General features: G+C 65.4%; 19 protein-coding genes. 5 read left to right on the top strand and 14 right to left on the bottom strand.

The genetic code is table 11. The features are described 5' to 3' along the window. The first annotated feature begins 69 nt into the window (after positions 1 to 69). Together ABFA30_RS18645 and ABFA30_RS18640 are read left to right on the top strand one after the other, a co-directional pair. Positions 70 to 540 carry a nuclear transport factor 2 family protein gene (locus ABFA30_RS18645; protein WP_225787192.1) on the top strand — a complete coding sequence of 157 codons (471 nt, stop codon included), beginning with the start codon at positions 70 to 72 and terminating at the stop codon, positions 538 to 540. 43 nt (positions 541 to 583) lie between these two features. Continuing rightward, the gene (locus ABFA30_RS18640; protein WP_225787193.1) at positions 584 to 871 is read left to right on the top strand and encodes a GIY-YIG nuclease family protein; all 288 of its coding nucleotides are present in this window, start codon (positions 584 to 586) and stop codon (positions 869 to 871) included. Positions 872 to 942: 71 nt separating this feature from the next. On the opposite strand, the gene yejK is transcribed toward ABFA30_RS18640, so the two are convergent. Then, entirely contained in the window at positions 943 to 1,950 is a 1,008-nt protein-coding gene (yejK, locus tag ABFA30_RS18635; RefSeq protein ID WP_225787194.1) for a nucleoid-associated protein YejK, read from the bottom strand. Between the two features lie 396 nt (positions 1,951 to 2,346). Between yejK and ABFA30_RS18630 the strand changes: the two genes are divergently transcribed. Continuing rightward, positions 2,347 to 2,628 carry an HU family DNA-binding protein gene (locus ABFA30_RS18630; RefSeq protein WP_225787195.1) on the top strand — a complete coding sequence of 94 codons (282 nt, stop codon included), beginning with the start codon at positions 2,347 to 2,349 and terminating at the stop codon, positions 2,626 to 2,628. A gap of 49 nt (positions 2,629 to 2,677) precedes the next feature. Here ABFA30_RS18630 and rlmF read toward each other — a convergent pair whose 3' ends face one another. From rlmF to ABFA30_RS18605, 5 genes are all read right to left on the bottom strand, one after another. After that, positions 2,678 to 3,634 (bottom strand): 23S rRNA (adenine(1618)-N(6))-methyltransferase RlmF, encoded by a 957-nt coding sequence (gene rlmF / locus ABFA30_RS18625; RefSeq protein ID WP_225787196.1) that lies wholly within the window; start codon positions 3,632 to 3,634, stop codon positions 2,678 to 2,680. 159 nt (positions 3,635 to 3,793) lie between these two features. Next, complete coding sequence (locus ABFA30_RS18620; RefSeq protein WP_410045785.1) at positions 3,794 to 6,640, bottom strand: valine--tRNA ligase; 2,847 nt, start codon at positions 6,638 to 6,640, stop codon at positions 3,794 to 3,796. 121 nt (positions 6,641 to 6,761) lie between these two features. Continuing rightward, the gene (locus ABFA30_RS18615; protein WP_225787458.1) at positions 6,762 to 7,130 is read right to left on the bottom strand and encodes a DNA polymerase III subunit chi; all 369 of its coding nucleotides are present in this window, start codon (positions 7,128 to 7,130) and stop codon (positions 6,762 to 6,764) included. Positions 7,131 to 7,135: 5 nt separating this feature from the next. Continuing rightward, positions 7,136 to 7,564, bottom strand: coding sequence for a DNA polymerase III subunit chi (locus ABFA30_RS18610; protein ID WP_253081782.1), 429 nt, complete (start codon positions 7,562 to 7,564; stop codon positions 7,136 to 7,138). Positions 7,565 to 7,613: 49 nt separating this feature from the next. After that, complete coding sequence (locus ABFA30_RS18605; RefSeq protein WP_225787199.1) at positions 7,614 to 9,104, bottom strand: leucyl aminopeptidase; 1,491 nt, start codon at positions 9,102 to 9,104, stop codon at positions 7,614 to 7,616. Positions 9,105 to 9,393: 289 nt separating this feature from the next. Between ABFA30_RS18605 and lptF the strand changes: the two genes are divergently transcribed. Both lptF and lptG read left to right on the top strand, forming a co-directional pair. Further along, a complete protein-coding gene (lptF, locus tag ABFA30_RS18600; protein ID WP_253081784.1) occupies positions 9,394 to 10,509 on the top strand; it encodes an LPS export ABC transporter permease LptF in 1,116 nt (371 codons plus the stop codon). Next, the gene (gene lptG, locus ABFA30_RS18595) at positions 10,502 to 11,563 is read left to right on the top strand and encodes an LPS export ABC transporter permease LptG (RefSeq protein WP_225787201.1); all 1,062 of its coding nucleotides are present in this window, start codon (positions 10,502 to 10,504) and stop codon (positions 11,561 to 11,563) included. Before lptF ends, lptG begins: the two co-directional genes overlap by 8 nt. 118 nt (positions 11,564 to 11,681) lie before the next feature. Here the strand turns inward: lptG and ABFA30_RS18590 are convergent, their stop codons facing one another. The 8 genes from ABFA30_RS18590 to ABFA30_RS18555 all read right to left on the bottom strand — a co-directional run bounded on the left by ABFA30_RS18590 (position 11,682) and on the right by ABFA30_RS18555 (position 20,992). After that, the gene (locus ABFA30_RS18590) at positions 11,682 to 12,170 is read right to left on the bottom strand and encodes an RDD family protein (RefSeq protein WP_225787202.1); all 489 of its coding nucleotides are present in this window, start codon (positions 12,168 to 12,170) and stop codon (positions 11,682 to 11,684) included. A 90-nt stretch (positions 12,171 to 12,260) separates the two neighbouring features. Beyond that, positions 12,261 to 12,473 carry a cold-shock protein gene (locus tag ABFA30_RS18585; RefSeq protein WP_225787203.1) on the bottom strand — a complete coding sequence of 71 codons (213 nt, stop codon included), beginning with the start codon at positions 12,471 to 12,473 and terminating at the stop codon, positions 12,261 to 12,263. Between the two features lie 346 nt (positions 12,474 to 12,819). Then, positions 12,820 to 13,941, bottom strand: a complete 1,122-nt coding sequence (gene gcvT, locus ABFA30_RS18580) for a glycine cleavage system aminomethyltransferase GcvT (RefSeq protein WP_410045784.1) — start codon at positions 13,939 to 13,941, stop codon at positions 12,820 to 12,822. A 26-nt stretch (positions 13,942 to 13,967) separates the two neighbouring features. Next, the gene (locus tag ABFA30_RS18575) at positions 13,968 to 15,344 is read right to left on the bottom strand and encodes an L-serine ammonia-lyase (protein ID WP_253101979.1); all 1,377 of its coding nucleotides are present in this window, start codon (positions 15,342 to 15,344) and stop codon (positions 13,968 to 13,970) included. A gap of 135 nt (positions 15,345 to 15,479) precedes the next feature. After that, the gene (gene gcvP / locus ABFA30_RS18570; protein WP_410045783.1) at positions 15,480 to 18,335 is read right to left on the bottom strand and encodes an aminomethyl-transferring glycine dehydrogenase; all 2,856 of its coding nucleotides are present in this window, start codon (positions 18,333 to 18,335) and stop codon (positions 15,480 to 15,482) included. Between the two features lie 12 nt (positions 18,336 to 18,347). Next, positions 18,348 to 18,731 (bottom strand): glycine cleavage system protein GcvH, encoded by a 384-nt coding sequence (gcvH, locus tag ABFA30_RS18565; RefSeq protein ID WP_225787207.1) that lies wholly within the window; start codon positions 18,729 to 18,731, stop codon positions 18,348 to 18,350. A gap of 279 nt (positions 18,732 to 19,010) precedes the next feature. Further along, a complete protein-coding gene (locus ABFA30_RS18560; RefSeq protein WP_225787208.1) occupies positions 19,011 to 20,519 on the bottom strand; it encodes a sigma-54-dependent transcriptional regulator in 1,509 nt (502 codons plus the stop codon). Between the two features lie 110 nt (positions 20,520 to 20,629). After that, positions 20,630 to 20,992, bottom strand: a complete 363-nt coding sequence (locus ABFA30_RS18555) for a DUF5064 family protein (RefSeq protein WP_225787209.1) — start codon at positions 20,990 to 20,992, stop codon at positions 20,630 to 20,632. Positions 20,993 to 21,042: the final 50 nt, after the last annotated feature.

The following is a 21,042-nucleotide window of genomic DNA, read 5'->3' as shown; positions in this document are numbered from 1 at the left end:
AATGGCCATGGCGACATCGCCCGCGGCGGATTATCGTTCAGGTTTCGCCCTGCAGGACGGAGCAGCCCCATGAGCGACGCCAACCACGCCCTGATCTGCCGCTTCTACCAGGCTTTCCAGCGCCTGGACGCCGAGGCCATGGTGGCCTGCTACAGCGATGACATCGTCTTCACCGACCCGGTCTTCGGCACCTTGCGCGGCAGTGACGTCGGCGATATGTGGCGGTTGCTCACAACCCGCGCCAGGGATTTCTCCCTGACCTTCGACCACGTCCATGCCAACCAGGACAGCGGCTGCGCGCACTGGGTGGCGACCTACCTGTTCAGCCAGACCGGGCGCACCGTGGTCAACGACATCCAGGCGCGTTTCGTGATCCGCAATGGGCTGATTCGTCAGCACGATGACAGCTTCGACCTGTGGGCTTGGTCGCGTCAGGCCCTGGGCCTGCCCGGGCTGCTGCTGGGGTGGTCGCCTATGTTGCAGAACAAGATACGCCAGCAGGCATTCAAGGGGCTGCGGGCGTTCCAGCAAGGGCGTTGAGCGGTTAAGCTGGCGGCCTTTCCCAGCTGTCCTGAATCGAGCCGTGAGCGAGACATCCCTTCCCAAACCCTGGTACGTCTACCTGGTCCGCGCCGCCAACGGATCCTTGTACTGCGGTATCAGCGACGATCCGCAGCGACGTTTCCTCCAGCATCAGAAAGGGCAGGGGGCACGTTACTTCAAGACCAGCCCGGCCCAGGCGCTGGTCTATGTCGAGCAGTGGCCGGACAAGGCCGAGGCGCTGCGCCAGGAGCGTTTGGTCAAGAAGCTGCGCAAGTCGGCCAAGGAAGCGTTGGTGGCGGCCTATGGTGGCGTGACCCACGGCTCCTAGGGCGCTTGTGCGACCCATTCGCTCAAGAACGGCGCAGTCCCGGCGATGGGCTGCGAGGCAGCCCAGCGGTTTCACTCCTTGCGGCGCTTGAGCTGGTCGACCAGTTGGGTCGGCAGACCCTTGATGATCAGGGTGCCGGCTTCTTCGTCATACTCCACCTTGTCACCGAGCAGGTGCGCCTCGAAGCTGATCGACAGGCCTTCGGCGCGCCCGGTGAAGCGGCGGAACTGGTTGAGGGTGCGCTTGTCGGCCGGGATCTCCGGCGACAGGCCGTAGTCCTTGTTGCGGATATGGTCGTAGAAGGCCTTGGGGCGGTCCTCGTCGATCAGGCTGGACAGCTCCTCCAGGGTCACCGGCTCGCCCAGCTTGGTCTGGGTGGTGGCATATTCGACCAGGGTCTGGGTCTTCTCGCGGGCGGCCTCCTCGGGCAGGTCCTCGCTCTCGACGAAGTCGCTGAAGGCCTTGAGCAGGGTACGGGTCTCGCCGGGGCCATCGACCCCTTCCTGGCAGCCGATGAAGTCGCGGAAATAGTCCGAGACCTTCTTGCCGTTCTTGCCCTTGATGAACGAGATGTACTGCTTCGAGTTCTGGTTGTTCTTCCACTCCGACAGGTTGATCCGCGCCGCCAGGTGCAGTTGGCCCAGGTCGAGGTGGCGCGACGGGGTGACATCCAGCTCGGCGTTCACCGCCACGCCCTCGCTGTGGTGCAGCAGGGCGATCGCCAGGTAGTCGGTCATGCCTTGCTGGTACTGGGCGAACAGCACATGGCCACCGACGGACAGGTTGGATTCTTCCATCAGCTTTTGCAGGTGCTCGACGGCGACACGGCTGAAGGCGGTGAAGTCCTTCTCCTCGTCCAGGTACTGCTTGAGCCAGCCGCTGAACGGGTAGGCCCCGGATTCGCCGTGGAAGAAGCCCCAGGCTTTGCCCTGCTTGGCGTTGTAGCTGTCGTTGAGGTCAGCCAGCAGGTTCTCGATGGCGTCCGATGCAGTCAGTTCGCTGTCCCGCGCATGGAGCACGGCGGGGCTGCCATCGGGCTTCTTGTCGATCAGGTGAACGATGCAATGACGGATTGGCATGGGATTCTCGAATGGTGTGGGGCGGTGCGAGGCCGCGCTGCAAAGTCGGCCAGTTTACCCCAGGGGCGGGGGCGATGCAGTGGCCGGATGTTGGCGTAAATGCCTGTTGTTGTTTTTTTGTTCAATTTTTTGCGTTTTACGACAAAACCCCCGAAAAACCTGCATAAAATCGAAGCCGGTAGCGGATATTTATCCATTCCTGTGGTAGTTTTGCGCGGTCTTGCGCCCCTTGGGTGGCGCATTGCTGGCAGATCGCTCGCGTCGTGTCGAACCAAACGCCGATTTTCGTATCTACATACGCGATTGGCGCGGCCCGCCGGACCTTTTCAGGGCTGGCCCGATAACCGATGTAGCACGCTGCATAACCACTGAATTTGATAGGGAAGGAACACCACCATGGCATTGACCAAAGACCAACTGATTGCCGACATCGCCGAATCGATCAGCGCCCCGAAGGCCACCGCCAAGAACGCGCTGGAGCAACTGGGCCAGATCGTTGCCGACCAACTGGAAAACGGCGCTGAGATCACTCTCCCAGGTATCGGCAAGCTGAAAGTCGCCGAGCGTCCTGCCCGTACTGGCCGCAACCCTTCGACTGGTGCCGCCATCGAAATCGCTGCCAAGAAAGTCGTCAAGTTCGTACCAGCCAAGGTCCTGACCGACGCCGTCAACAAGTAATTGTCGATGCCGTACTGAAACCGCGCCCGGCTTGCCCGGGCGCGGTTTTTCATACCTGCGGTTTGCTTTCACGGCGAGCGTGCCAGGCCTGGCGCGCGCTGTCGTCCAGGAAGCTCCAGGCGACCATGCGGCTCTGTTTCTGGCCCTGGCCCATCGCGACGATACGCTGTGCCTTAACCCCCGCCTTCTTCAGTGCTGCCTCGATGCCAGGCAGGTTGCTGGCCTTGGACACCAGGCTGGTGAACCACAGCACCTGCTCCCCGTACTGCGCGCTTTCGCCCACCAATTGGGTGACGAAGCGGATCTCGCCGCCCTCGCACCACAGCTCGTTGTTCTGCCCGCCGAAATTCAGCACGGGCAGCTTGCGCCTGGGGTCGAGCTTGCCAAGGTTCTTCCATTTGCGCTGGCTGCCGCGGGTGGCCTCCTCGCGGGAGGCGTGGAAGGGCGGGTTGCACAGGGTCAGGTCGAAACGCTCGTCGCCCTGCAGCAGGCCGGTGAGGATGTGGTTGCGGTTGGCTTGCTGGCGCAGGGTGATGGCCTTGCCCAGGCCGTTGGCCAGGACGATCGTCCTGGCCGAGGCCAGGGCCACCGGGTCGATGTCCGAGCCTAGGAAGCGCCAGCGGTAGTCGCTGTGGCCGAGCAGGGGGTAGATGCAGTTGGCGCCGACACCGATGTCCAGGGCGCGTACCTGGGCACCACGGGGGATCTCACCGCCGCTGTCCTCGGCCAGCAGGTCGGCCAGCACGTGGATGTAGTCGGCTCGGCCCGGGATTGGCGGGCACAGGTAGTCGGCCGGGATGTCCCAGTGCTGGATACCGTACTGGGCCTTGAGCAGGGCGCGGTTGAACACACGCACCGCCTGCGGGTTGGCGAAGTCGATGCTCGGCTTGCCGTAGGGGTTGGTGATGGTGAAGTTGGCCAGTTGCGGGTGCGCCTTGATCAGGCTGGGGAAGTCGTAGCGGCCCTGATGGCGGTTGCGCGGGTGCAGGGTGGGTTTTACGGTCATGGTCGGGTCCGGTGTCGCAGGCCAGGGGCTGCTGTGCAGCCCTTTCGCGACACAAGGCCGCGCCTACAGGAGAGTGGCGCCTTGAAGTCGGGCGCCGTCCTGTGGGCGCGGCCTTGTGTCGCGAAAGGGCCGCGCAGCGGCCCTGACGGTCTCTAGTGATTAGAGCGCCGCAATCCGCGCATGCTGCTCGGTGAAGTTGGCCAGGGCCTGCTCGGCCTCGGCCAGCTTGGCGCGCTCTTTCTCGATCACCGCAGGCGGTGCCTTGTCGACGAAAGCGGCGTTGGACAGCTTGCCGCCCACGCGCTGGACCTCGCCTTGCAGGCGCTGGATTTCCTTGTTCAGGCGCGCCAGCTCGGCATCCTTGTCGATCAGGCCGGCCATCGGTACCAGTACCTGCAGGTCACCCACCAGCGCGGTGGCCGACAGCGGCGCTTCGTCCTGTTCGCCGAGCACGGTGAAGGACTCGACCTTGGCCAGCTTCTTGAGCAGCGCCTCGTTCTCCTGCAGGCGGCGCTGGTCGTCGGCGTTGGCGTTCTTGAGGAACAGCGGCAGCGGCTTGCCCGGGCCGATGTTCATCTCGGCGCGGATGTTGCGCAGGCCCACCATCAGCTCCTTGAGCCACTCGATGTCACCTTCGGCGGCGCTGTCGATACGGCTCTCGTTGGCCACCGGCCACGGCTGCAGCATGAGGGTCTTGCCCTGGATGCCGGCCAGCGGCGCGATGCGCTGCCAGATTTCCTCGGTGATGAACGGCATGAACGGATGCGCCAGGCGCAGGGCCACTTCCAGCACGCGCACCAGGGTGCGACGGGTGCCGCGGGCACGCTCGATGGGGGCGTTCTCGTCCCACAGTACCGGCTTGGACAGCTCCAGGTACCAGTCGCAGTACTGGTTCCAGATGAACTCGTACAGGGCCTGGCTGGCCAGGTCGAAGCGGAACTGCTCGAGCTGGCGGGTTACTTCGGCCTCGGTGCGCTGCAGCTGCGAGATGATCCAGCGGTCTGCCAGCGACAGCTCGTAGGCTTCGCCGTTCTGGCCGCAGTCCTCGCCCTTGTCCAGCACGTAGCGGGCGGCGTTCCAGATCTTGTTGCAGAAGTTGCGGTAGCCCTCGACGCGGCCCATGTCGAACTTGATGTCGCGGCCGGTGGAGGCCAGCGAGCAGAAGGTGAAGCGCAGGGCGTCGGTGCCGTAGCTGGCGATGCCTTCGGGGAACTCGGCCTTGGTCTGCTTGGCGATCTTCTCGGCGAGCTTGGGCTGCATCATGCCGCTGGTGCGTTTTTCCAGCAGGGCGTCGAGGGTGATGCCGTCGACGATGTCCAGCGGGTCGAGGACATTGCCCTTGGACTTGGACATCTTCTGGCCCTGGCCGTCGCGCACCAGGCCGTGGACGTAGACGGTCTTGAACGGTACCTGCGGCGTGCCGTCCTCGTTCTTCACCAGGTGCATGGTCAGCATGATCATGCGCGCGACCCAGAAGAAGATGATGTCGAAGCCGGTGACCAGCACATCTGTGGGGTGGAAGGTCTTGAGGAACTCGGTCTGCTCCGGCCAGCCCAGGGTGGAGAAGGTCCACAGGCCCGAGCTGAACCAGGTGTCGAGGACGTCGTCGTCCTGGCGCAGCACCACGTCGGCGCCCAGGCCATGCTTGGCGCGCACTTCAGCTTCGTCGCGGCCGACGTAGACCTTGCCGGACTCGTCGTACCAGGCCGGGATGCGGTGGCCCCACCACAGCTGACGGCTGATGCACCAGTCCTGGATATCGCGCATCCAGGAGAAGTACATGTTCTCGTACTGCTTGGGCACGAACTGGATACGGCCGTCCTCCACCGCCGCGATGGCAGGCTCGGCCAGCGGCTTGGTGGAAACGTACCACTGGTCGGTCAGCCAGGGCTCGATGACGGTGCCGGAGCGGTCGCCCTTCGGCACCTTCAGGGCATGGTCGTCGATGCTGACCAGCAGGCCTTGGGCATCCAGGTCGGCTACGATCTGCTTGCGCGCGACGAAACGGTCGAGGCCGGCGTACTGCGCGGGCAGGGAGGTGTCGACGCTGTCGTTGAGGCTGCCATCGAGGTTGAAGGCCTGGGCACTGGCCAGGACCAGGGCATTCTTGTCGAATATGTTCAGCAGCGGCAGGTCGTGGCGTTTGCCGACTTCGTAGTCGTTGAAGTCGTGGGCCGGGGTGATCTTCACGCAACCGGTGCCGAATTCGGGGTCGCAGTAGTCGTCGGCGATGATCGGGATGCGTCGGCCGACCAGCGGCAGCACGACGAACTTGCCGATCAGTGCCTGGTAGCGCTCGTCGTTCGGGTTGACGGCGACGGCGGCGTCACCGAGCAGGGTCTCCGGACGGGTGGTGGCGACGACCAGGTGGTCCTTGCCTTCGGCGGTCGTGGCGCCATCGGCCAGCGGGTAGCGCAGGTTCCACAGGTGGCCCTTCTCGTCGTGGTTTTCCACTTCGAGGTCGGAGATGGCGGTGTGCAGCTTGGTGTCCCAGTTGACCAGGCGCTTGCCGCGGTAGATCAGGCCGTCTTCGTACAGGCGGACGAAGGCTTCCTTGACTGCCTCGGACAGGCCGTCGTCCATGGTGAAGCGCTCGCGGCTCCAATCCACCGACGAGCCCAGGCGGCGGATCTGCCGGCTGATGTTGCCGCCGGACTGTTCCTTCCATTCCCAGACCTTCTCCAGGAACTTCTCGCGGCCCAGGTCATGACGGTTCTGGCCCTTGGCCTCGAGCTGGCGCTCCACCAGCATCTGGGTGGCGATGCCGGCGTGGTCGGTGCCTGGCTGCCACAGGGTGTTGCGGCCCTGCATGCGGCGGAAGCGGATCAGGGCGTCCATGATCGCGTTGTTGAAGCCGTGGCCCATGTGCAGGCTGCCGGTTACGTTCGGCGGTGGGATCATGATGGTGTAGGACTCGCCTGCACCTTGTGGGGCGAAATAGTTCTCCGACTCCCAGGTGGTGTACCAGGAAGTTTCGATGGCGTGCGGCTGGTAGGTCTTATCCATGCGCGGCGGGACCCTATGGCATTAATTCGGGAAAGCCGGGAAGTATAACGGAGCTGCAAGCTTCAAGCGACAAGCTGCGAGGCGGGGAGCTGTAGTGGGCGCGTAGCGGCCCCGGGAGGGCTTACTCGGAGCGCTTGATCAGCCGCTCCATGCGCGCATCGAGGCGACGCTTGATTTCGTTCTCGATGTGTGGAGTGAAGTCGTTGATCACGTCCTGCATGATCAACTGCGCGGCGGCTCGCAGTTCGGCTTCCAGGTGCAGCAGGGTGTCCTGGCGGCGGGTCTGCGGATCGTCCTCGGCGGTTGCGGCCGGCTCCGGTTCGGCGGCAGGTGGTGCATTGCCGGCCGGTTCGTCGAGCAGCAGGGGGATCTGTTCGACCGTCTCGGTCAGCAGCGGCGGTTGCAGGTCGGCATCGCCCAGCAACTGGCGGATCGACTCCAGGTCGTCGAGCAGGTGGGCGGAATCGGGCAGGGGGGAAGGCTTGTCCATCATCGTCAAAGTCGCTGTAAGCGGTGGTCTTGCAGAGCATAGCCCTGTTCGCGGTAGAAACGGAATCGCTCGCGAGCGGCCTGGCGAACGGTCGGCTCCTCGACGACGATCTCGGCGACCCGCTCGAACTGGCCGACGAAGGCCGGCACGTCGCCGCCCAGGTTGATCAGCAGGCCACGGTGCGCGCCGGCATCCGTACCGAGGCCCAGTGCGACCACGGCATCGGCATGGGCCTCGGCCAGGTCGTGGGGCACGAAGGCCTCGCCCTTGAAGCGCCACAGGCGTTCGTCCAGCTCGCTGCGCTGTGCGTCGTCCTGGCAATGCAGGTAGACCCGGTGGCCAAGGCGCCAGGCCTTTTCACACAGCTTGCAGGCGAAGTCCAGGCGTGCCGACAACGAGTCGGTGGGCAGGATGTAGAAATCGACTTTGCTCATGGTTCGCTCTGCCGGGCGGCGCCGCGCGGGCGCCGCCCGGCCTGGGGCATCAGGCGTTGGCGCGGTCCAGCAGGTACTGGGTCAGCAGCGGTACCGGGCGGCCCGAGGCGCCCTTGTCCTTGCCACCGCTGATCCAGGCGGTGCCGGCGATGTCCAGGTGGGCCCAGTGGTAGGCCTTGGCGAAGCGCGACAGGAAGCAGCCGGCAGTGATGGTGCCGGCCTTCGGGCCGCCGATGTTGGCGATGTCGGCGAACGGGCTGTCCAACTGCTCCTGGTATTCGTCGAACAGTGGCAGTTGCCAGGCGCGGTCATCGGCCCGCTTGCCGGCGTCGAGCAACTGGCCGACCAGTGCGTCGTCGTTGCCCATCAGGCCGGAGGTGTGGCTGCCCAGGGCGACGATGCAGGCGCCGGTCAGGGTGGCGATGTCGATCACCGCCTGCGGCTTGAAGCGCTCGGCGTAGGTCAGGGTGTCGCACAGCACCAGGCGGCCTTCGGCGTCGGTGTTGAGGATCTCCACGGTCTGGCCGCTCATGGTGGTGACGATGTCGCCGGGACGGGTGGCGCCGCCGCTGGGCATGTTCTCGGCACAGGCCAGCAGGCACACCAGGTTGATCGGCAACTGCAGTTCCAGCACCGCGCGCAGGGTGCCGAACACGCTGGCGGCGCCACACATGTCGAACTTCATCTCGTCCATGCCGGCACCCGGCTTAAGGCTGATGCCGCCGGTGTCGAAGGTGATGCCCTTGCCCACCAGCACGAACGGCTTCTCGCTCTTCTTGCCGCCCTGGTAGTTGAGCACGATCAGCCGTGGCGGCTGGTCGCTGCCCTGGCCCACGGCATAGAAGGCGCCCATGCCCAGGTCCTTGATCTTCTTCTCGTCGAGCACTTCGACCTTGAGATTCTTGTGGCCCTTGCCCAGGTCCCTGGCCTGTTCGGCGAGGAAGCTCGGGTGGCACAGGTTCGGCGGCAGGTTGCCCAGGTCACGGGTGAAGGCCATGCCGGTGGCGATGGCGGTGGCGTGCTTCACGGCGCGCTCGACCTCGGCCTGGCCGGCCTTGGCGGCCAACAGGGTGATCTTCTTCAGGGTGCGTGGCTCGGCCTTCTGGCTCTTGAAGCGGTCGAACACGTACTCGCCGTCGAGCAGGGTCTCGGCCAGCAGGCGGTACTTGCCGTAGTGGGCATCGCGGCCGTCGACGGCGACATCCTCCAGGGCCAGCACGGCGTCGCCGCCGCCCAGGTTCTTCAGCACCCCGGCAACGCTGCTGGCCAGCTTGCGCCAGCTGCGGTCATTCAGGGCCTCCTTGCCGCTGCCGACCAGCAGCACGCGCTCGGCCTTCAGGCCTGGCAGGCTGTGCAGCAGCAGGGTCTGGCCGGGCTTGCCGGCCAGGTCGCCGCGCTTGAGCACGGCGGCGATGGCGCCGCCGCTGGCCTGGTCGACGGCCTTGGCCACGTCGCCGAGCTTGCGGCCCTCACCGACGGGCAGCACCAGGGTGGCGGTTTTCAAGGATGCTGCGGCTACGCTTTTTACAACCAGTTCCATGTCAGGGTCCCCGAATGATCTGTCAGTTGGCGCTGTCTTTGGCGAGCGCTCGAAGCAGGCCTGGCCGCATGTTCGCGTGCCAGTGGAAAAGCTGCCAGTTTGAGCCTGCGGCAACCCTTGTGACAACCCCGACCTGCGCCGTCATGCGCGGCCAAGTGACAGGCGCGGTCAATCACAGGATAATGCGCGCACTTCACATGCTGCTTCGCCGTCGGCGAACTGGCACGGGCCTTGGCTGTCCTAGGCCATTGTTTGGCTCTCCGCCCCTGACAACCCAGGAGTGTCTGGTTTGATCGTCTTTCGTTATCTGTCCCGCGAGGTCCTGCTGACCTTGAGCGCCGTCAGCGCCGTGCTGCTGGTGATCATCATGAGCGGGCGCTTCATCAAGTACCTGGCCCAGGCGGCCCAGGGCGTGCTCGATCCGGGCGTGCTGTTCCTGATCATGGGCTTCCGTCTGCCGGGCTTCCTGCAACTGATCCTGCCGCTGGGGCTGTTCCTCGGTATCCTCCTGGCCTACGGCCGGCTGTACCTGGAAAGCGAGATGACCGTGCTTTCGGCCACCGGCATGAGCCAGCAGCGCCTGCTCGCCCTGACCATGGCGCCGGCCGCGCTGGTCGCCTTGCTGGTGGCCTGGCTGAGCCTGGGCCTGGCGCCCCAGGGCGTGGCCCAGGTGCAGCAGATCATCAACCAGCAGGATGCCCTGACCGAGTTCGACACCCTGGTGCCCGGGCGCTTCCAGACCTTGCGCGACGGCTCACGGGTGACCTACACCGAGGAGCTGACGGACGACCGCGTCAACCTGGCCGGGGTGTTCATCTCCGAGAAACGCTTCAACCAGGACAAGACCAAGGACCGCGCGCCCTCCGTGCTGGTTGCCGAGAAGGGCCACCAGGAAGTGCAGGCCGACGGCAATCGCTACCTGATCCTGGAGAACGGCTACCGCTACGACGGCAACCCCGGCCAGGCCGACTACCGGGCGATCAAGTACGACACCTACGGCGTGCTGCTACCCAAGCCCGAGGTCAGCGAGGAAGTGACCGAGCGCGAAGCCATCCCGACCTGGCAACTGTTCGGGCACCAGGGCCTGCGCGAGCAGGCCGAGCTGCAGTGGCGGCTCTCCCTGCCGTTGCTGGTCTTCATCGTGACCCTGCTGGCGGTGCCGCTGGCCAAGGTCAATCCGCGCCAGGGCCGCTTCCTCAAGCTGCTGCCGGCGATCCTCCTGTACATGGCGTACCTGACGATGCTGATTTCCGTACGCGGCGCCCTGGAGAAGGGCAAGCTGCCGATCGCCCTGGGCATGTGGTGGGTACACGGCCTGTTCCTGCTGATCGGCCTGGGCCTGATGTACTGGGAGCCGCTGCGCCTCAAGCGCGCCGCCCGTCGTGCGGAGGTGGCCCATGGTTAAGCTGGATCGCTACATCGGCCAGAGCGTGCTGCTGGCCATCCTGGCGGTGCTGGGCATCATCCTCGGCCTGGCCTCGCTGTTCGCCTTCATCGACGAGATGGGCGACCTGAGCGATACCTATACGGTGCTGGATGCCGGCAACTTCGTGTTGCTCACCGCACCGCGCCGGCTCTACGAGATGCTGCCAATGGCGGCGCTGATCGGTTGCCTGATCGGCCTGGGCAGCCTGGCCAGCAGCAGCGAGCTGACCATCATGCGCGCCGCCGGGGTGTCCATCGGGCGTATCGTCTGGGCGGTGATGAAGCCGATGCTGGTGCTGATGCTGGTCGGCCTGCTGATCGGCGAGTACGTGGCCCCGGTCACCGAGAACAAGGCCCAGGCCGACCGCTCACTGGCCCAGGGCGGCGGTGAGGCGCAGAGTTCCAAGCGCGGCATGTGGCACCGCCAGGGCGACGAGTTCGTGCACATCAACGCGGTGCAGCCCAATGGCCTGCTGCTGGGCGTGACCCGCTACCGCTTCGACGACGAGCGACGGATCGTCACCTCGAGCTTCGCCCGTCGGGCTCAGTACCAGGAAGACCACTGGATCCTCAGCGATGTCAGCACCACCTTCTTCCACGGCGACCGCACCGAGGTGGTGAAGGCGCCGCAGGAGCGCTGGGACGTCTCGGTGACGCCGCAGTTGCTCAATACCGTGATCCTGGCACCGGAGTCCCTGTCGATCACTGGCCTGTGGGACTACATCCACTACCTGTCCGAGCAGGGCCTGAACAACGCCCGCTACTGGCTGGCCTTCTGGACCAAGGTGCTGCAGCCGGTGGTCACGGCGGCGCTGGTGCTGATGGCGATTTCCTTCATCTTCGGACCACTGCGCTCGGTCACCCTCGGCCAGCGGGTGTTCACCGGTGTGCTGGTGGGCTTCGTGTTCCGCATCGGCCAGGACTTGCTTGGGCCTTCGAGCCAGGTGTTCGGCTTCCCGCCGCTGCTGGCGGTGGTGATCCCGGCCGGGATCTGCGCGCTGGCCGGTGTGTGGTTGTTGCGCCGGGCGGGGTGATGGCCTGGGCTGCACAGAAAAGTCGACCCTAGCGTCGATGCCGGTCAGTCAAGCCTGGGGCTGCTTCGCAGCCCCAGATGCCATTCAAGCGGCTGGCACCGGGGACGTATCGGCAAGCTCATTTCTTCTGCTTGGGAATCCGCACCAGTTGCGTCTCGGAGTAGATGTCATGCCAGCTGCGCTTGCGCTTGTCGATCAACGACCAGAAGAACCCCAGTCCCAGGCACAGCCATGAGGCGATGGCCACGAGAAAGCGCAGCAGCGCCTGCCACAGGCTGATGGCGCTGCCGTCGGCGTTCTGCACCCGTACTCCCCACACCTGCATGCCCAGGGTCTGCCCGCCGTGGGTCCAGAACTTGGCGAAGAAACCGAACAGGGCGAACAGCAGGAGGGTCGACAGCAGCGGGTCACCGTCCAGGGCGCCAGCCTCGGTCAGCTCACGCATGCGTGCCTCGCCGATGATCGCCATCTGTACCATCTTGTAGAGGCCGGCAGTGACGATCAGCAGGGCGGTGCACAGCAAGAAGTCATAGAACATCGCGGCCAGGCGACGGCCCAGGCCGACCGGCGGGAAATCACCCTGGGGTTTGAGCAGAGGCTTGGACATGCAGGACGGCTCCGAGTGGCGAAGCCCACATTCTACGGACAAAAAAAAGCCCCTGCACTTGGCAGGGGCTTTTTCTGAAGAAGTCTGGGATCAGCCTTCAGCGCGGACCTTGTCGGCCTGCATGCCTTTCTGGCCCTGCACAGCTTCGAAGGAGACCTTCTGGCCTTCTTTCAGGCTCTTGAAGCCGTTACCTTCGATGGCGCGAAAGTGCACGAACAGATCCGGACCGCTTTCGGGGGTGATGAAGCCGTAACCTTTCTCGTCATTGAACCACTTGACGGTACCGTTCTGACGCTCAGCCATTGTCTTGTTTCCTATGAAGCTTAGTTTTTGATGACAGTTTTTTTCATATCCAAACGATATGAAAAAGTACCGGGCTGGGTTGCAGGAAAGTAAGAGACGTCGAACGGGTTGTAGCAGATTGCAGCTACTGGCCCAGGTCACGAACTGTTGCGACCCATGCAAACACAGTGCAGTGACTCTACGCTAACTCCGTCGACAAAAACAAGCCCTCCGGACCGCTGGAATTCAGGCTTTTTCCGATAACCGACAAAATTGTCGGAAACGGCATGGTGCCTGGCCTGGCGCCATGTTCAAAAGTTATTAGGCAGGTTCGAAAACGAATATGCCGAACCTGCCGTGGGAACAATCAACCGCGATAGTAACGTTGCGCGACAAAAGGCATTTTGCTGACTTTCAAGGCCACCTGCTTGCCCCGTACAACAGCAAACAAGGCGGTATCGAGCGCGGCATGTTCGCTATCGACATAACCCATGGCGACCGGTGCACCGAGCGTCGGGCCGAAACCGCCGCTGCACACCTTGCCGACCGGCTTGCCGTTCTGGTCGACGATCTCGGCACCTTCGCGTACCGGCGTGCGCTCCTGGGGCAGCAGGCCGACACGCTTGCGGGCGACACCTTGCTGCTGCTGGGCGAACACGGCTTGCGCGCCCGGGAAGCCGCCAGCGCGAGCGCCGTCGGCACGGCGTGCCTTGGAGATGGCCCATAGCAGGCTGGCCTCCACTGGCGTGGTGCGGGTGTCCATGTCGTGGCCGTACAGGCACAGGCCAGCTTCCAGGCGCAGCGAGTCACGTGCGCCCAGGCCGATCGGCTGTACTTCGGGTTCGGCCAGCAGGCGACGGGCGAGGGCTTCGGCGGCGCCGGCCGGCACCGAGATCTCGTAACCGTCTTCACCGGTGTAGCCCGAGCGGCTGACGTAGCAGTCTTCGCCCAGCAGGGTGACCGGGCGGAACTGCATGAAGGTCATGCCGGCCACCTCCGGTGCCAGGCGCTCGAGCACCTGGGCAGCCGCCGGGCCTTGCAGGGCGAGCAGCGCACGTTCTTCGAACAGCGGCTGGATGTCGCAACGCGAGCCGATGTGCTGGCGCAGGTGGGCCAGGTCCTGGTCCTTGCAGGCGGCGTTGACCACCAGGAACAACTCGTCGTCGCCCAGGTTGGCGACCATCAGGTCGTCGAGGATCCCACCCTGTTCGTTGGTGAACATGGCATAGCGCTGCATGCCCAGCGGCAGGTCGACGATGTCCACCGGCACCAGGGTTTCCAGGGCCTGGGCGGCCTCGGCGCCACGCAGGCGGATCTGCCCCATGTGCGAGACGTCGAACAGGCCGGCCTGCTCGCGGGTGTGCAGGTGCTCCTTGAGCACGCCCAGCGGGTACTGCACCGGCATGTCGTAGCCGGCGAACGGCACCATGCGCGCGCCCAGTTCCAGGTGCAGGGCGTGCAGCGGGGTCTTGTGCAGTGTTTCGGACATCGGGGGCTCCTCAGGTAGTGTTCGGGTCAGCATTCGATGATGTTGACGGCCAGACCGCCACGGGCGGTCTCCTTGTACTTGCTTTTCATGTCGGCGCCGGTCTGGCGCATGGTGCGGATGACCTTGTCGAGCGACACGTAGTGCTGCCCGTCGCCGCGCAAGGCCATGCGCACCGCATTGATGGCCTTGACCGAGCCCATGGCGTTGCGCTCGATGCAAGGCACCTGGACCAGCCCGCCGATGGGGTCGCAGGTCAGGCCCAGGTTGTGTTCCATACCGATCTCGGCGGCGTTCTCGACTTGCTGCGGGGTACCGCCCATGACTTCGCACAGGGCTCCGGCGGCCATGGAGCAGGCCACGCCGACCTCGCCCTGGCAGCCGACCTCGGCACCGGAGATCGAGGCGTTTTCCTTGTAGAGGATGCCGATGGCCGCGGCGGTGAGCAGAAAGCGCACCACCCCGTCCTCGCTGGCACCGGGGACGAAGCGCATGTAGTAGTGCAGGACCGCCGGGACGATGCCGGCCGCGCCGTTGGTCGGGGCGGTGACCACCCGTCCGCCGTAGGCGTTCTCCTCGTTCACCGCCAGGGCATAGAGGTTGACCCAGTCGAGCACCGACAGGGCATCGCGCAGGCTGGCTTCCGGATGGCGGCTCAACTGGCGGTACAGGGCCGGTGCACGGCGCCTGACCTTCAGCCCGCCAGGCAGGATGCCCTCATGACGGCAGCCGGCCTCGACGCAGTCCTGCATGACCTGCCAGATACGCAGCAGGCCGGCACGGGTCTCGGCCTCTGGCCGCCAGGCGGCTTCGTTGGCCAGCATCACCTGGCTGAACGACAGCTGCTGCGCGGTGCAGTGGGCGAGCAACTCCTTGGCGGTCTTGAACGGATAGGCCAGCACGGTGGTGTCTTCGACGATGCGATCCTGCCCTGCGGCCTCTTCGTCGACCACGAAACCGCCGCCTACCGAGTAGTATTCGCGGCTGCGGATCTGCAACCCGGCGGCGTCGAAGGCGCGGAAGATCATGCCGTTGGGGTGGTAGTCCAGCGGCTTGCGGATCATCGCCAGGTGCTGCTTTTCGACGAAGGCGATCTCGTGCTCGCCGAGCAGGCGCAGGCGGCCGCTGTCACGGATCGCGTGCAGGCGGGCAGGGATGGACTCGGTGTCGATGCTGTCCGGGTGTTCGCCCTCCAGGCCCAGCAGCACGGCCTTGTCGCTGCCGTGGCCCTTGCCGGTGGCGCCGAGGGAGCCGTACAGCTCGGCCTTGACGCTGGCGGTGCGGGCCAGCAGGCCTTCGCGGCGCAGCCCTTCGGCGAAACGCGCAGCAGCGCGCATCGGGCCGACGGTATGGGAGCTGGAGGGGCCGATGCCGATCTTGAACAGGTCGAAGACGCTCAATGACATGGTGACCTCCTACCAGGGTCGTCGGGATGACGGTGAACCTGTGGCGGCGGGCTTGCCCGCGAATGCGATGGTGGCTTCACCGACGCTTTCGCGGGCAAGCCCGCTGCCACAGGGTGGGTGGCGAGCCTGGGGCTATCAGGCGTCCTGGTAGCTCTCGATCGACGGGCACGCGCAGACTAGGTTGCGGTCGCCGTACACGTTGTCGACCCGGCCGACGGGTGGCCAGTACTTGCCTTCCACCAGGCTCGGCAGTGGGTACACCGCCTGCTCGCGGCTGTAGCCGTGCGCCCATTCGCCGACCAGCTCCGCCGCCGTGTGCGGGGCGTTCTTCAGCGGGTTGTCGTCCTTGTCCAGGCTGCCGTTCTCCACGGCGCGGATTTCCTCGCGGATCTGGATCATCGCGTCGCAGAAACGGTCCAGTTCTTCCTTGGACTCGCTTTCGGTCGGTTCGATCATCAGCGTACCGGCTACCGGGAAGGACATGGTCGGGGCGTGGAAGCCGAAGTCGATCAGGCGCTTGGCCACGTCGTCGACGCTGATGCCGCTGGTGTCCTTGAGCGGGCGCAGGTCGAGGATGCACTCGTGGGCGACCAGGCCGTTGCCACCGGTGTACAAAACAGGATAGTGCTCTTCCAGGCGACGGGCGATGTAGTTGGCGTTGAGGATGGCCATCTGCGAAGCGCGCTTGAGGCCGGCGCCGCCCATCATGCGGATGTACATCCAGGTGATCGGCAGGATGCTGGCGCTGCCGAACGGTGCGGCACAGACCGCGCCCTCGGGGTTGGCCAGGGCCGCGTGGCCCGGCAGGAAGGGGGCCAGGTGCGACTTGACGCCGATCGGGCCGACGCCCGGGCCGCCACCGCCGTGGGGGATGCAGAAGGTCTTGTGCAGGTTCAGGTGCGACACGTCGCCGCCGAACTTGCCCGGTGCGCACAGGCCGACCATGGCGTTCATGTTGGCACCGTCGATGTACACCTGGCCGCCGTTGTCGTGGATGATCGCGCAGATCTCGCCGATCGCTTCCTCGAACACGCCGTGGGTCGACGGGTAGGTGATCATCAGCGCGGCGAGTTGCTCGCGGTGCTCGATGGCCTTGGCGCGCAGGTCGTCGACATCGACGTTGCCACGGGCGTCGCAGGCGGTGACCACCACGCGCATGCCGGCCATGTGCGCGGTCGCCGGGTTGGTGCCGTGGGCCGAGGAGGGGATCAGGCAGATGTTGCGATGGCCCTCGCCGCGGCTGCGGTGGTAGGCGCGGATCGCCAGCAGGCCGGCGTATTCGCCCTGGGAGCCGGCATTGGGCTGCAGCGACACGGCGTCATAGCCGGTGGCGGCGCAGAGCATGTCCTCCAGTTCGCGGGTCATCTGCAGGTAGCCCTGGCTCTGCTCGGCCGGGGCGAAGGGGTGCAGGTTGCCGAACTCGGCCCAGGTCACCGGGATCATCTCGCTGGCGGCGTTGAGCTTCATGGTGCACGAGCCCAGCGGGATCATGCTGCGGTCCAGGGCCAGGTCCTTGTCGGCCAGGCGGCGCAGGTAGCGCATCAGCTCGGTTTCGCTGTGGTAGCGGTTGAACACCGGGTGCGCGAGGATCGCCGACTGGCGCAGCAGGGCGGCCGGCAGGCGCGAGGCCGCGGTGGCGGCCAGGGCGGCGAAGTCCGGCAGGGCCTGGTCGCCGGCGAACAGTTGCCAGAGGGCCTCGACGTCGGCCTGGGTGCAGGTCTCGTCCAGGGACAGGCCCAGGTGCGTGGCGTCGACCTGGCGCAGGTTGACGCGCTGGGCGCGGGCTTTGTCGTGCAGGCTGGCGGTGGCATCGCCGGTGGCCAGGGTCAGGGTGTCGAAGCAGGCGCCGGTCACCACGTTGACGCCCAGTTGGCCGAGGCCGGCGGCGAGGATCGCGGTCAGGGCATGGGTGCGTTCGGCGATGCGCTTGAGGCCGGCCGGGCCGTGGTACACGGCGAACATGCTGGCGATGTTGGCCAGCAGCACCTGGGCGGTGCAAATGTTGCTGGTGGCTTTCTCGCGGCGGATGTGCTGTTCGCGGGTCTGCATGGCCAGGCGCAGGGCGGTCTTGCCGAAACGGTCGATCGACACGCCGACCAGGCGGCCCGGCATGTCGCGCTTGAAGGCGTCACGGGTGGCGAAGTAGGCCGCGTGCGGGCCGCCGAAGCCCAGCGGTACGCCGAAACGTTGGGCGCTGCCGATGGCCACGTCCGCATCGAACTCGCCGGGCGGGGTGAGCAGGGTCAGCGCCAGCAGGTCGGCGGCCACCGCTACCAGGGCGTTGGCGGCGTGGAAGCGTTGCACCAGCTCACGGTAGTCGAACACGTCGCCGTTGCTGGCCGGGTATTGCAGCAGGGCGCCGAAGAACGCGCTGACGTCGGTCAGTTCGCGCTCGTCGCCGACCACCACCTCGATGCCCAGGGGCTCGGCACGGGTGCGCAGCACGTCGAGGGTCTGCCGGTGGCAGTGGACGGAGGCGAAGAAGGCATGGCTGGCCTTGTTCTTCGACAGGCGCTTGCAGAAGGTCATGGCCTCGGCGGCGGCCGTGGCTTCGTCGAGCAAGGATGCGTTGGCGATCGGCAGGCCGGTCAGGTCGCTGACCAGGGTCTGGAAGTTCAGCAGCGCTTCCAGGCGGCCTTGGGAGATTTCCGGCTGGTAGGGGGTGTAGGCGGTGTACCAGGCCGGGTTTTCCAGCAGGTTGCGCAGGATCGGCGCCGGGGTATGGCAGTTGTAGTAGCCCTGGCCGATATAGCTCTTGAACAGCTGGTTCTGGCTGGCGATGGCCTTGAGGTCGGCGAGGGCATCGGCCTCGCTCTGGCCGTCGCTGGCGCCCAGCACGCTAGTGCCCTTGATGCTCTCGGGGATGACAGCGGCGGTCATGGCCTCCAGGGAATCGAAGCCCAGGGTGGCGAGCATGGCCTGCTCGTCGGCGCTGCGTGGGCCGATGTGACGGGCGATGAATTCGTTGGCGGTGCCGAGGTCGATGGTCATGGCGGCTTCTCCTCAGGCGTCGTCGTTGGCGTTGAGCAGGCGGTCGTAGGCGGCCTGGTCGAGCAGGCTGGCCACGGCGCTGGCGTCGGCGGGGACGAAGCGGAAGAACCAGCCTTCGCCCAGCGGGTCTTCGTTGACCAGCTCGGGGCTGGCGTCGAGCTGGTCGTTGACCGCGATCACTTCACCGGTCAGGGGCATGTAGACGCCGCTGGCGGCCTTCACCGATTCGACGGTGGAGGCTTCGGCACCTTTTTCGTAGTGCTGCAGTTCTGGCAGTTGCACGTAGACCACATCGCCCAGGGCGTTCTGGGCGTAGGCGGTGATGCCCACGGTGACGCTGCCGTCGGCCTCGACGCGCAGCCATTCGTGATCTTCGGTGAAACGCAACTCGCTCATGGAAATTCCTCGCAGGGGGCGTTGGGTGCGGTAGGTCCGCACTCTTGGTTGGAATTCCCTTAGCAATAATGCGGCCAGATGAGTCAATCGCTTATAAATCAATGGGTTGAGGGGATATTGGGAAAGTCCATGTTCCGCAGTCTGTAATGAAATCGCTACAGATGTTGGGCGATTGAAAAGCTGTGCTGGATCAAACCCTTGCGTAGCTGCATCTGCAAAGGCGTGTATCGATTTCATTACGACGTAATGAAATCGATACGAAGATGGTCCGTACCGTCATCAGCCCTTCGCCGGAATCCCGTACTTACGCAGGCGCTGGGCGATGGCGGTGTGCGAGGTCTGCAACCGGTTGGCCAACTGGCGAGTCGAAGGATGGCTCACGTACAGGCGCTGCAGCAGGTCGCGCTCGAAGGCCTGGACGGCTTGCTCCAGGCTGGCCACGTCACCATCCTGGCCACGCGCCACCGAGGTACCGGCGATGTCCAGGTCGCCGATGTCCACCAGGCTGCCATCGCAGATGGCGGCGGCGCGGAAGATCACGTTCTGCAATTGACGTACGTTACCGGGCCAGGGGTTGGCCAGCAGCGCCGGGTGGGTGGCCGGTGCCAGGTGGCAGGGTGGGCGCTGGATCTGGGTGCAGGCCTGCTGCATGAAGACATGCGCCAGCAGGAGGATGTCCTGGCCACGTTCGCGCAGGGGCGGGACTTGCAGGTTAAGGACGTTGAGGCGATAGAACAGGTCTTCGCGGAACGTGCCTTCGGCGACCATGCGTTCCAGGTCGCGGTGGGTGGCGCTGATGATGCGCACGTCGACCTTGACCTCGCGGTCGCCACCGACCCGACGGAAGCTGCCGTCGTTGAGAAAACGCAGCAGCTTGGCCTGCAGGTAGGGCGACATCTCGCCGATCTCGTCGAGGAACACCGTGCCCTGGTTGGCCAGTTCCATCAAGCCTGGCTTACCACCCCGTTGCGCGCCGGTGAAGGCGCCCGGGGCGTAGCCGAACAGTTCGCTCTCGGCCAGGTTCTCCGGCAGTGCGGCGCAGTTCAGCGCGAGGAACGGCGCGGCATGGCGGCTGCTGGTGGCATGGCAGGCGCGGGCCACCAGCTCCTTGCCGGTACCGGTCTCGCCATGTACCAGCAGCGGTGCATCCAGGGCTGCCACGCGCAGGGCACGGGCCTTGAGGGTGCGGATCGCCGGGGAGTCGCCGAGCAGGGCATCGAAGCCTTCGGCGTGATCGTGGTGCAGGGCCGACAGGCGTTCGCCCATGCGGTGCGGCGGATAGAGGGTGAGCAGGCCGCCGGCGTTGGTGATCGGCGTGGCGTCGAGCAGCAGGCTCTGGCCGTTGAGCTGCATCTCGCGCATGGGCAGGTGGAAGTTGTTGTCCAGCAGGGCCTGGAGCAGCCCCGGGTCGCCAAACAGCTCGCCCACCGAGCGGCCGGCCGACTCGCGCCCGCACAGGGCGATCAGCGCCGGGTTGGCCAGCAACACCTTGCCGGCGCTGTCTACCGCCAGCACCGGGTCGCTCATGGCGGCGAGCAGGGCATCGAGCTGCAGGTGGCGACGCTGGCCGGGAAGGATGTCGACCACTTCCACCGACTGCACGCCCTGGACCTCGAACAGCGCATCGTGCAGTTCCTCGAGCACGGCGGGGCTCAAGGTCGGGGCGTCGATGTAGACGTTCGGCGGGACCATCTCCACGGCGTCGAGGTTGAGGTTGCGGGCACCGAGCAGGGCCAGGACTTCCTGGGTGATGCCGACGCGGTCGATGAAGCTGACGTGGATGCGCATTGGGGGAGCGGTAGCCGGGGATGGAGGCGGATAGCTTCAAGCTTCATGCTTCAAGCTGCAAGAGAAAAGCGAATCGCGCAGGTTCGGCAGTCTCTTGCAGCTTGCAGCTCCTATCCCAGGTGCTCGGGCTTGATGGGGTCTCCGGATTTCACGTCCAGTTGCGCCCGTACGTCCTCGAACATCAGGTCGTAGTACTTGTGTGACGAGCCGAGGCTACTGGCGTTTTTCGGGATGCCGTACTTTTCCGCCACCCGGGTGACATGGCGGGCGAAGTCGAAGGCCTGGTCCTTGGCCAGGAAGAACGTCTCGTCCATGTCCTTGCCCTGGATATTGCCGTGCATGCGGAACTGCATGCCCTTGCCTTCCTTGGGATCCTGCGCGACCTCGTAATCGATGCACAGGTTGTAGCTATGGTCATCCTTGGTCAGCGCATGGCGCTCGATATGCAGGTGACCGGGTTGGAACTGGGCCATGGCGCAATCCTCCGGAAAGTTGAAAACGGCGGGCGCCCCACGCCCGCCTA

This window comes from Pseudomonas sp. HLMP (assembly GCF_046365545.1).
GTDB classification, from domain to species: Bacteria; Pseudomonadota; Gammaproteobacteria; order Pseudomonadales; family Pseudomonadaceae; genus Aquipseudomonas; species Aquipseudomonas guariconensis_B.
Note: the sequence above shows the minus strand (reverse complement) of the source record. Positions and strands in the feature narration are given on the sequence as shown.

Coding starts and splice junctions, on each gene's coding strand:
- ABFA30_RS18645 (WP_225787192.1), top strand. CDS start 70: ATGAGCGACGCCAACCACGCCCTGATCTGCCGCTTCTACCAGGCTTTC.
- yejK (WP_225787194.1), bottom strand. CDS start 1,950: ATGCCAATCCGTCATTGCATCGTTCACCTGATCGACAAGAAGCCCGAT.
- ABFA30_RS18630 (WP_225787195.1), top strand. CDS start 2,347: ATGGCATTGACCAAAGACCAACTGATTGCCGACATCGCCGAATCGATC.
- rlmF (WP_225787196.1), bottom strand. CDS start 3,634: ATGACCGTAAAACCCACCCTGCACCCGCGCAACCGCCATCAGGGCCGC.
- ABFA30_RS18620 (WP_410045785.1), bottom strand. CDS start 6,640: ATGGATAAGACCTACCAGCCGCACGCCATCGAAACTTCCTGGTACACC.
- ABFA30_RS18615 (WP_225787458.1), bottom strand. CDS start 7,130: ATGGACAAGCCTTCCCCCCTGCCCGATTCCGCCCACCTGCTCGACGAC.
- ABFA30_RS18610 (WP_253081782.1), bottom strand. CDS start 7,564: ATGAGCAAAGTCGATTTCTACATCCTGCCCACCGACTCGTTGTCGGCA.
- ABFA30_RS18605 (WP_225787199.1), bottom strand. CDS start 9,104: ATGGAACTGGTTGTAAAAAGCGTAGCCGCAGCATCCTTGAAAACCGCC.
- lptG (WP_225787201.1), top strand. CDS start 10,502: ATGGTTAAGCTGGATCGCTACATCGGCCAGAGCGTGCTGCTGGCCATC.
- ABFA30_RS18590 (WP_225787202.1), bottom strand. CDS start 12,170: ATGTCCAAGCCTCTGCTCAAACCCCAGGGTGATTTCCCGCCGGTCGGC.
- ABFA30_RS18585 (WP_225787203.1), bottom strand. CDS start 12,473: ATGGCTGAGCGTCAGAACGGTACCGTCAAGTGGTTCAATGACGAGAAA.
- gcvT (WP_410045784.1), bottom strand. CDS start 13,941: ATGTCCGAAACACTGCACAAGACCCCGCTGCACGCCCTGCACCTGGAA.
- ABFA30_RS18575 (WP_253101979.1), bottom strand. CDS start 15,344: ATGTCATTGAGCGTCTTCGACCTGTTCAAGATCGGCATCGGCCCCTCC.
- gcvP (WP_410045783.1), bottom strand. CDS start 18,335: ATGACCATCGACCTCGGCACCGCCAACGAATTCATCGCCCGTCACATC.
- gcvH (WP_225787207.1), bottom strand. CDS start 18,731: ATGAGCGAGTTGCGTTTCACCGAAGATCACGAATGGCTGCGCGTCGAG.
- ABFA30_RS18560 (WP_225787208.1), bottom strand. CDS start 20,519: ATGCGCATCCACGTCAGCTTCATCGACCGCGTCGGCATCACCCAGGAA.
- ABFA30_RS18555 (WP_225787209.1), bottom strand. CDS start 20,992: ATGGCCCAGTTCCAACCCGGTCACCTGCATATCGAGCGCCATGCGCTG.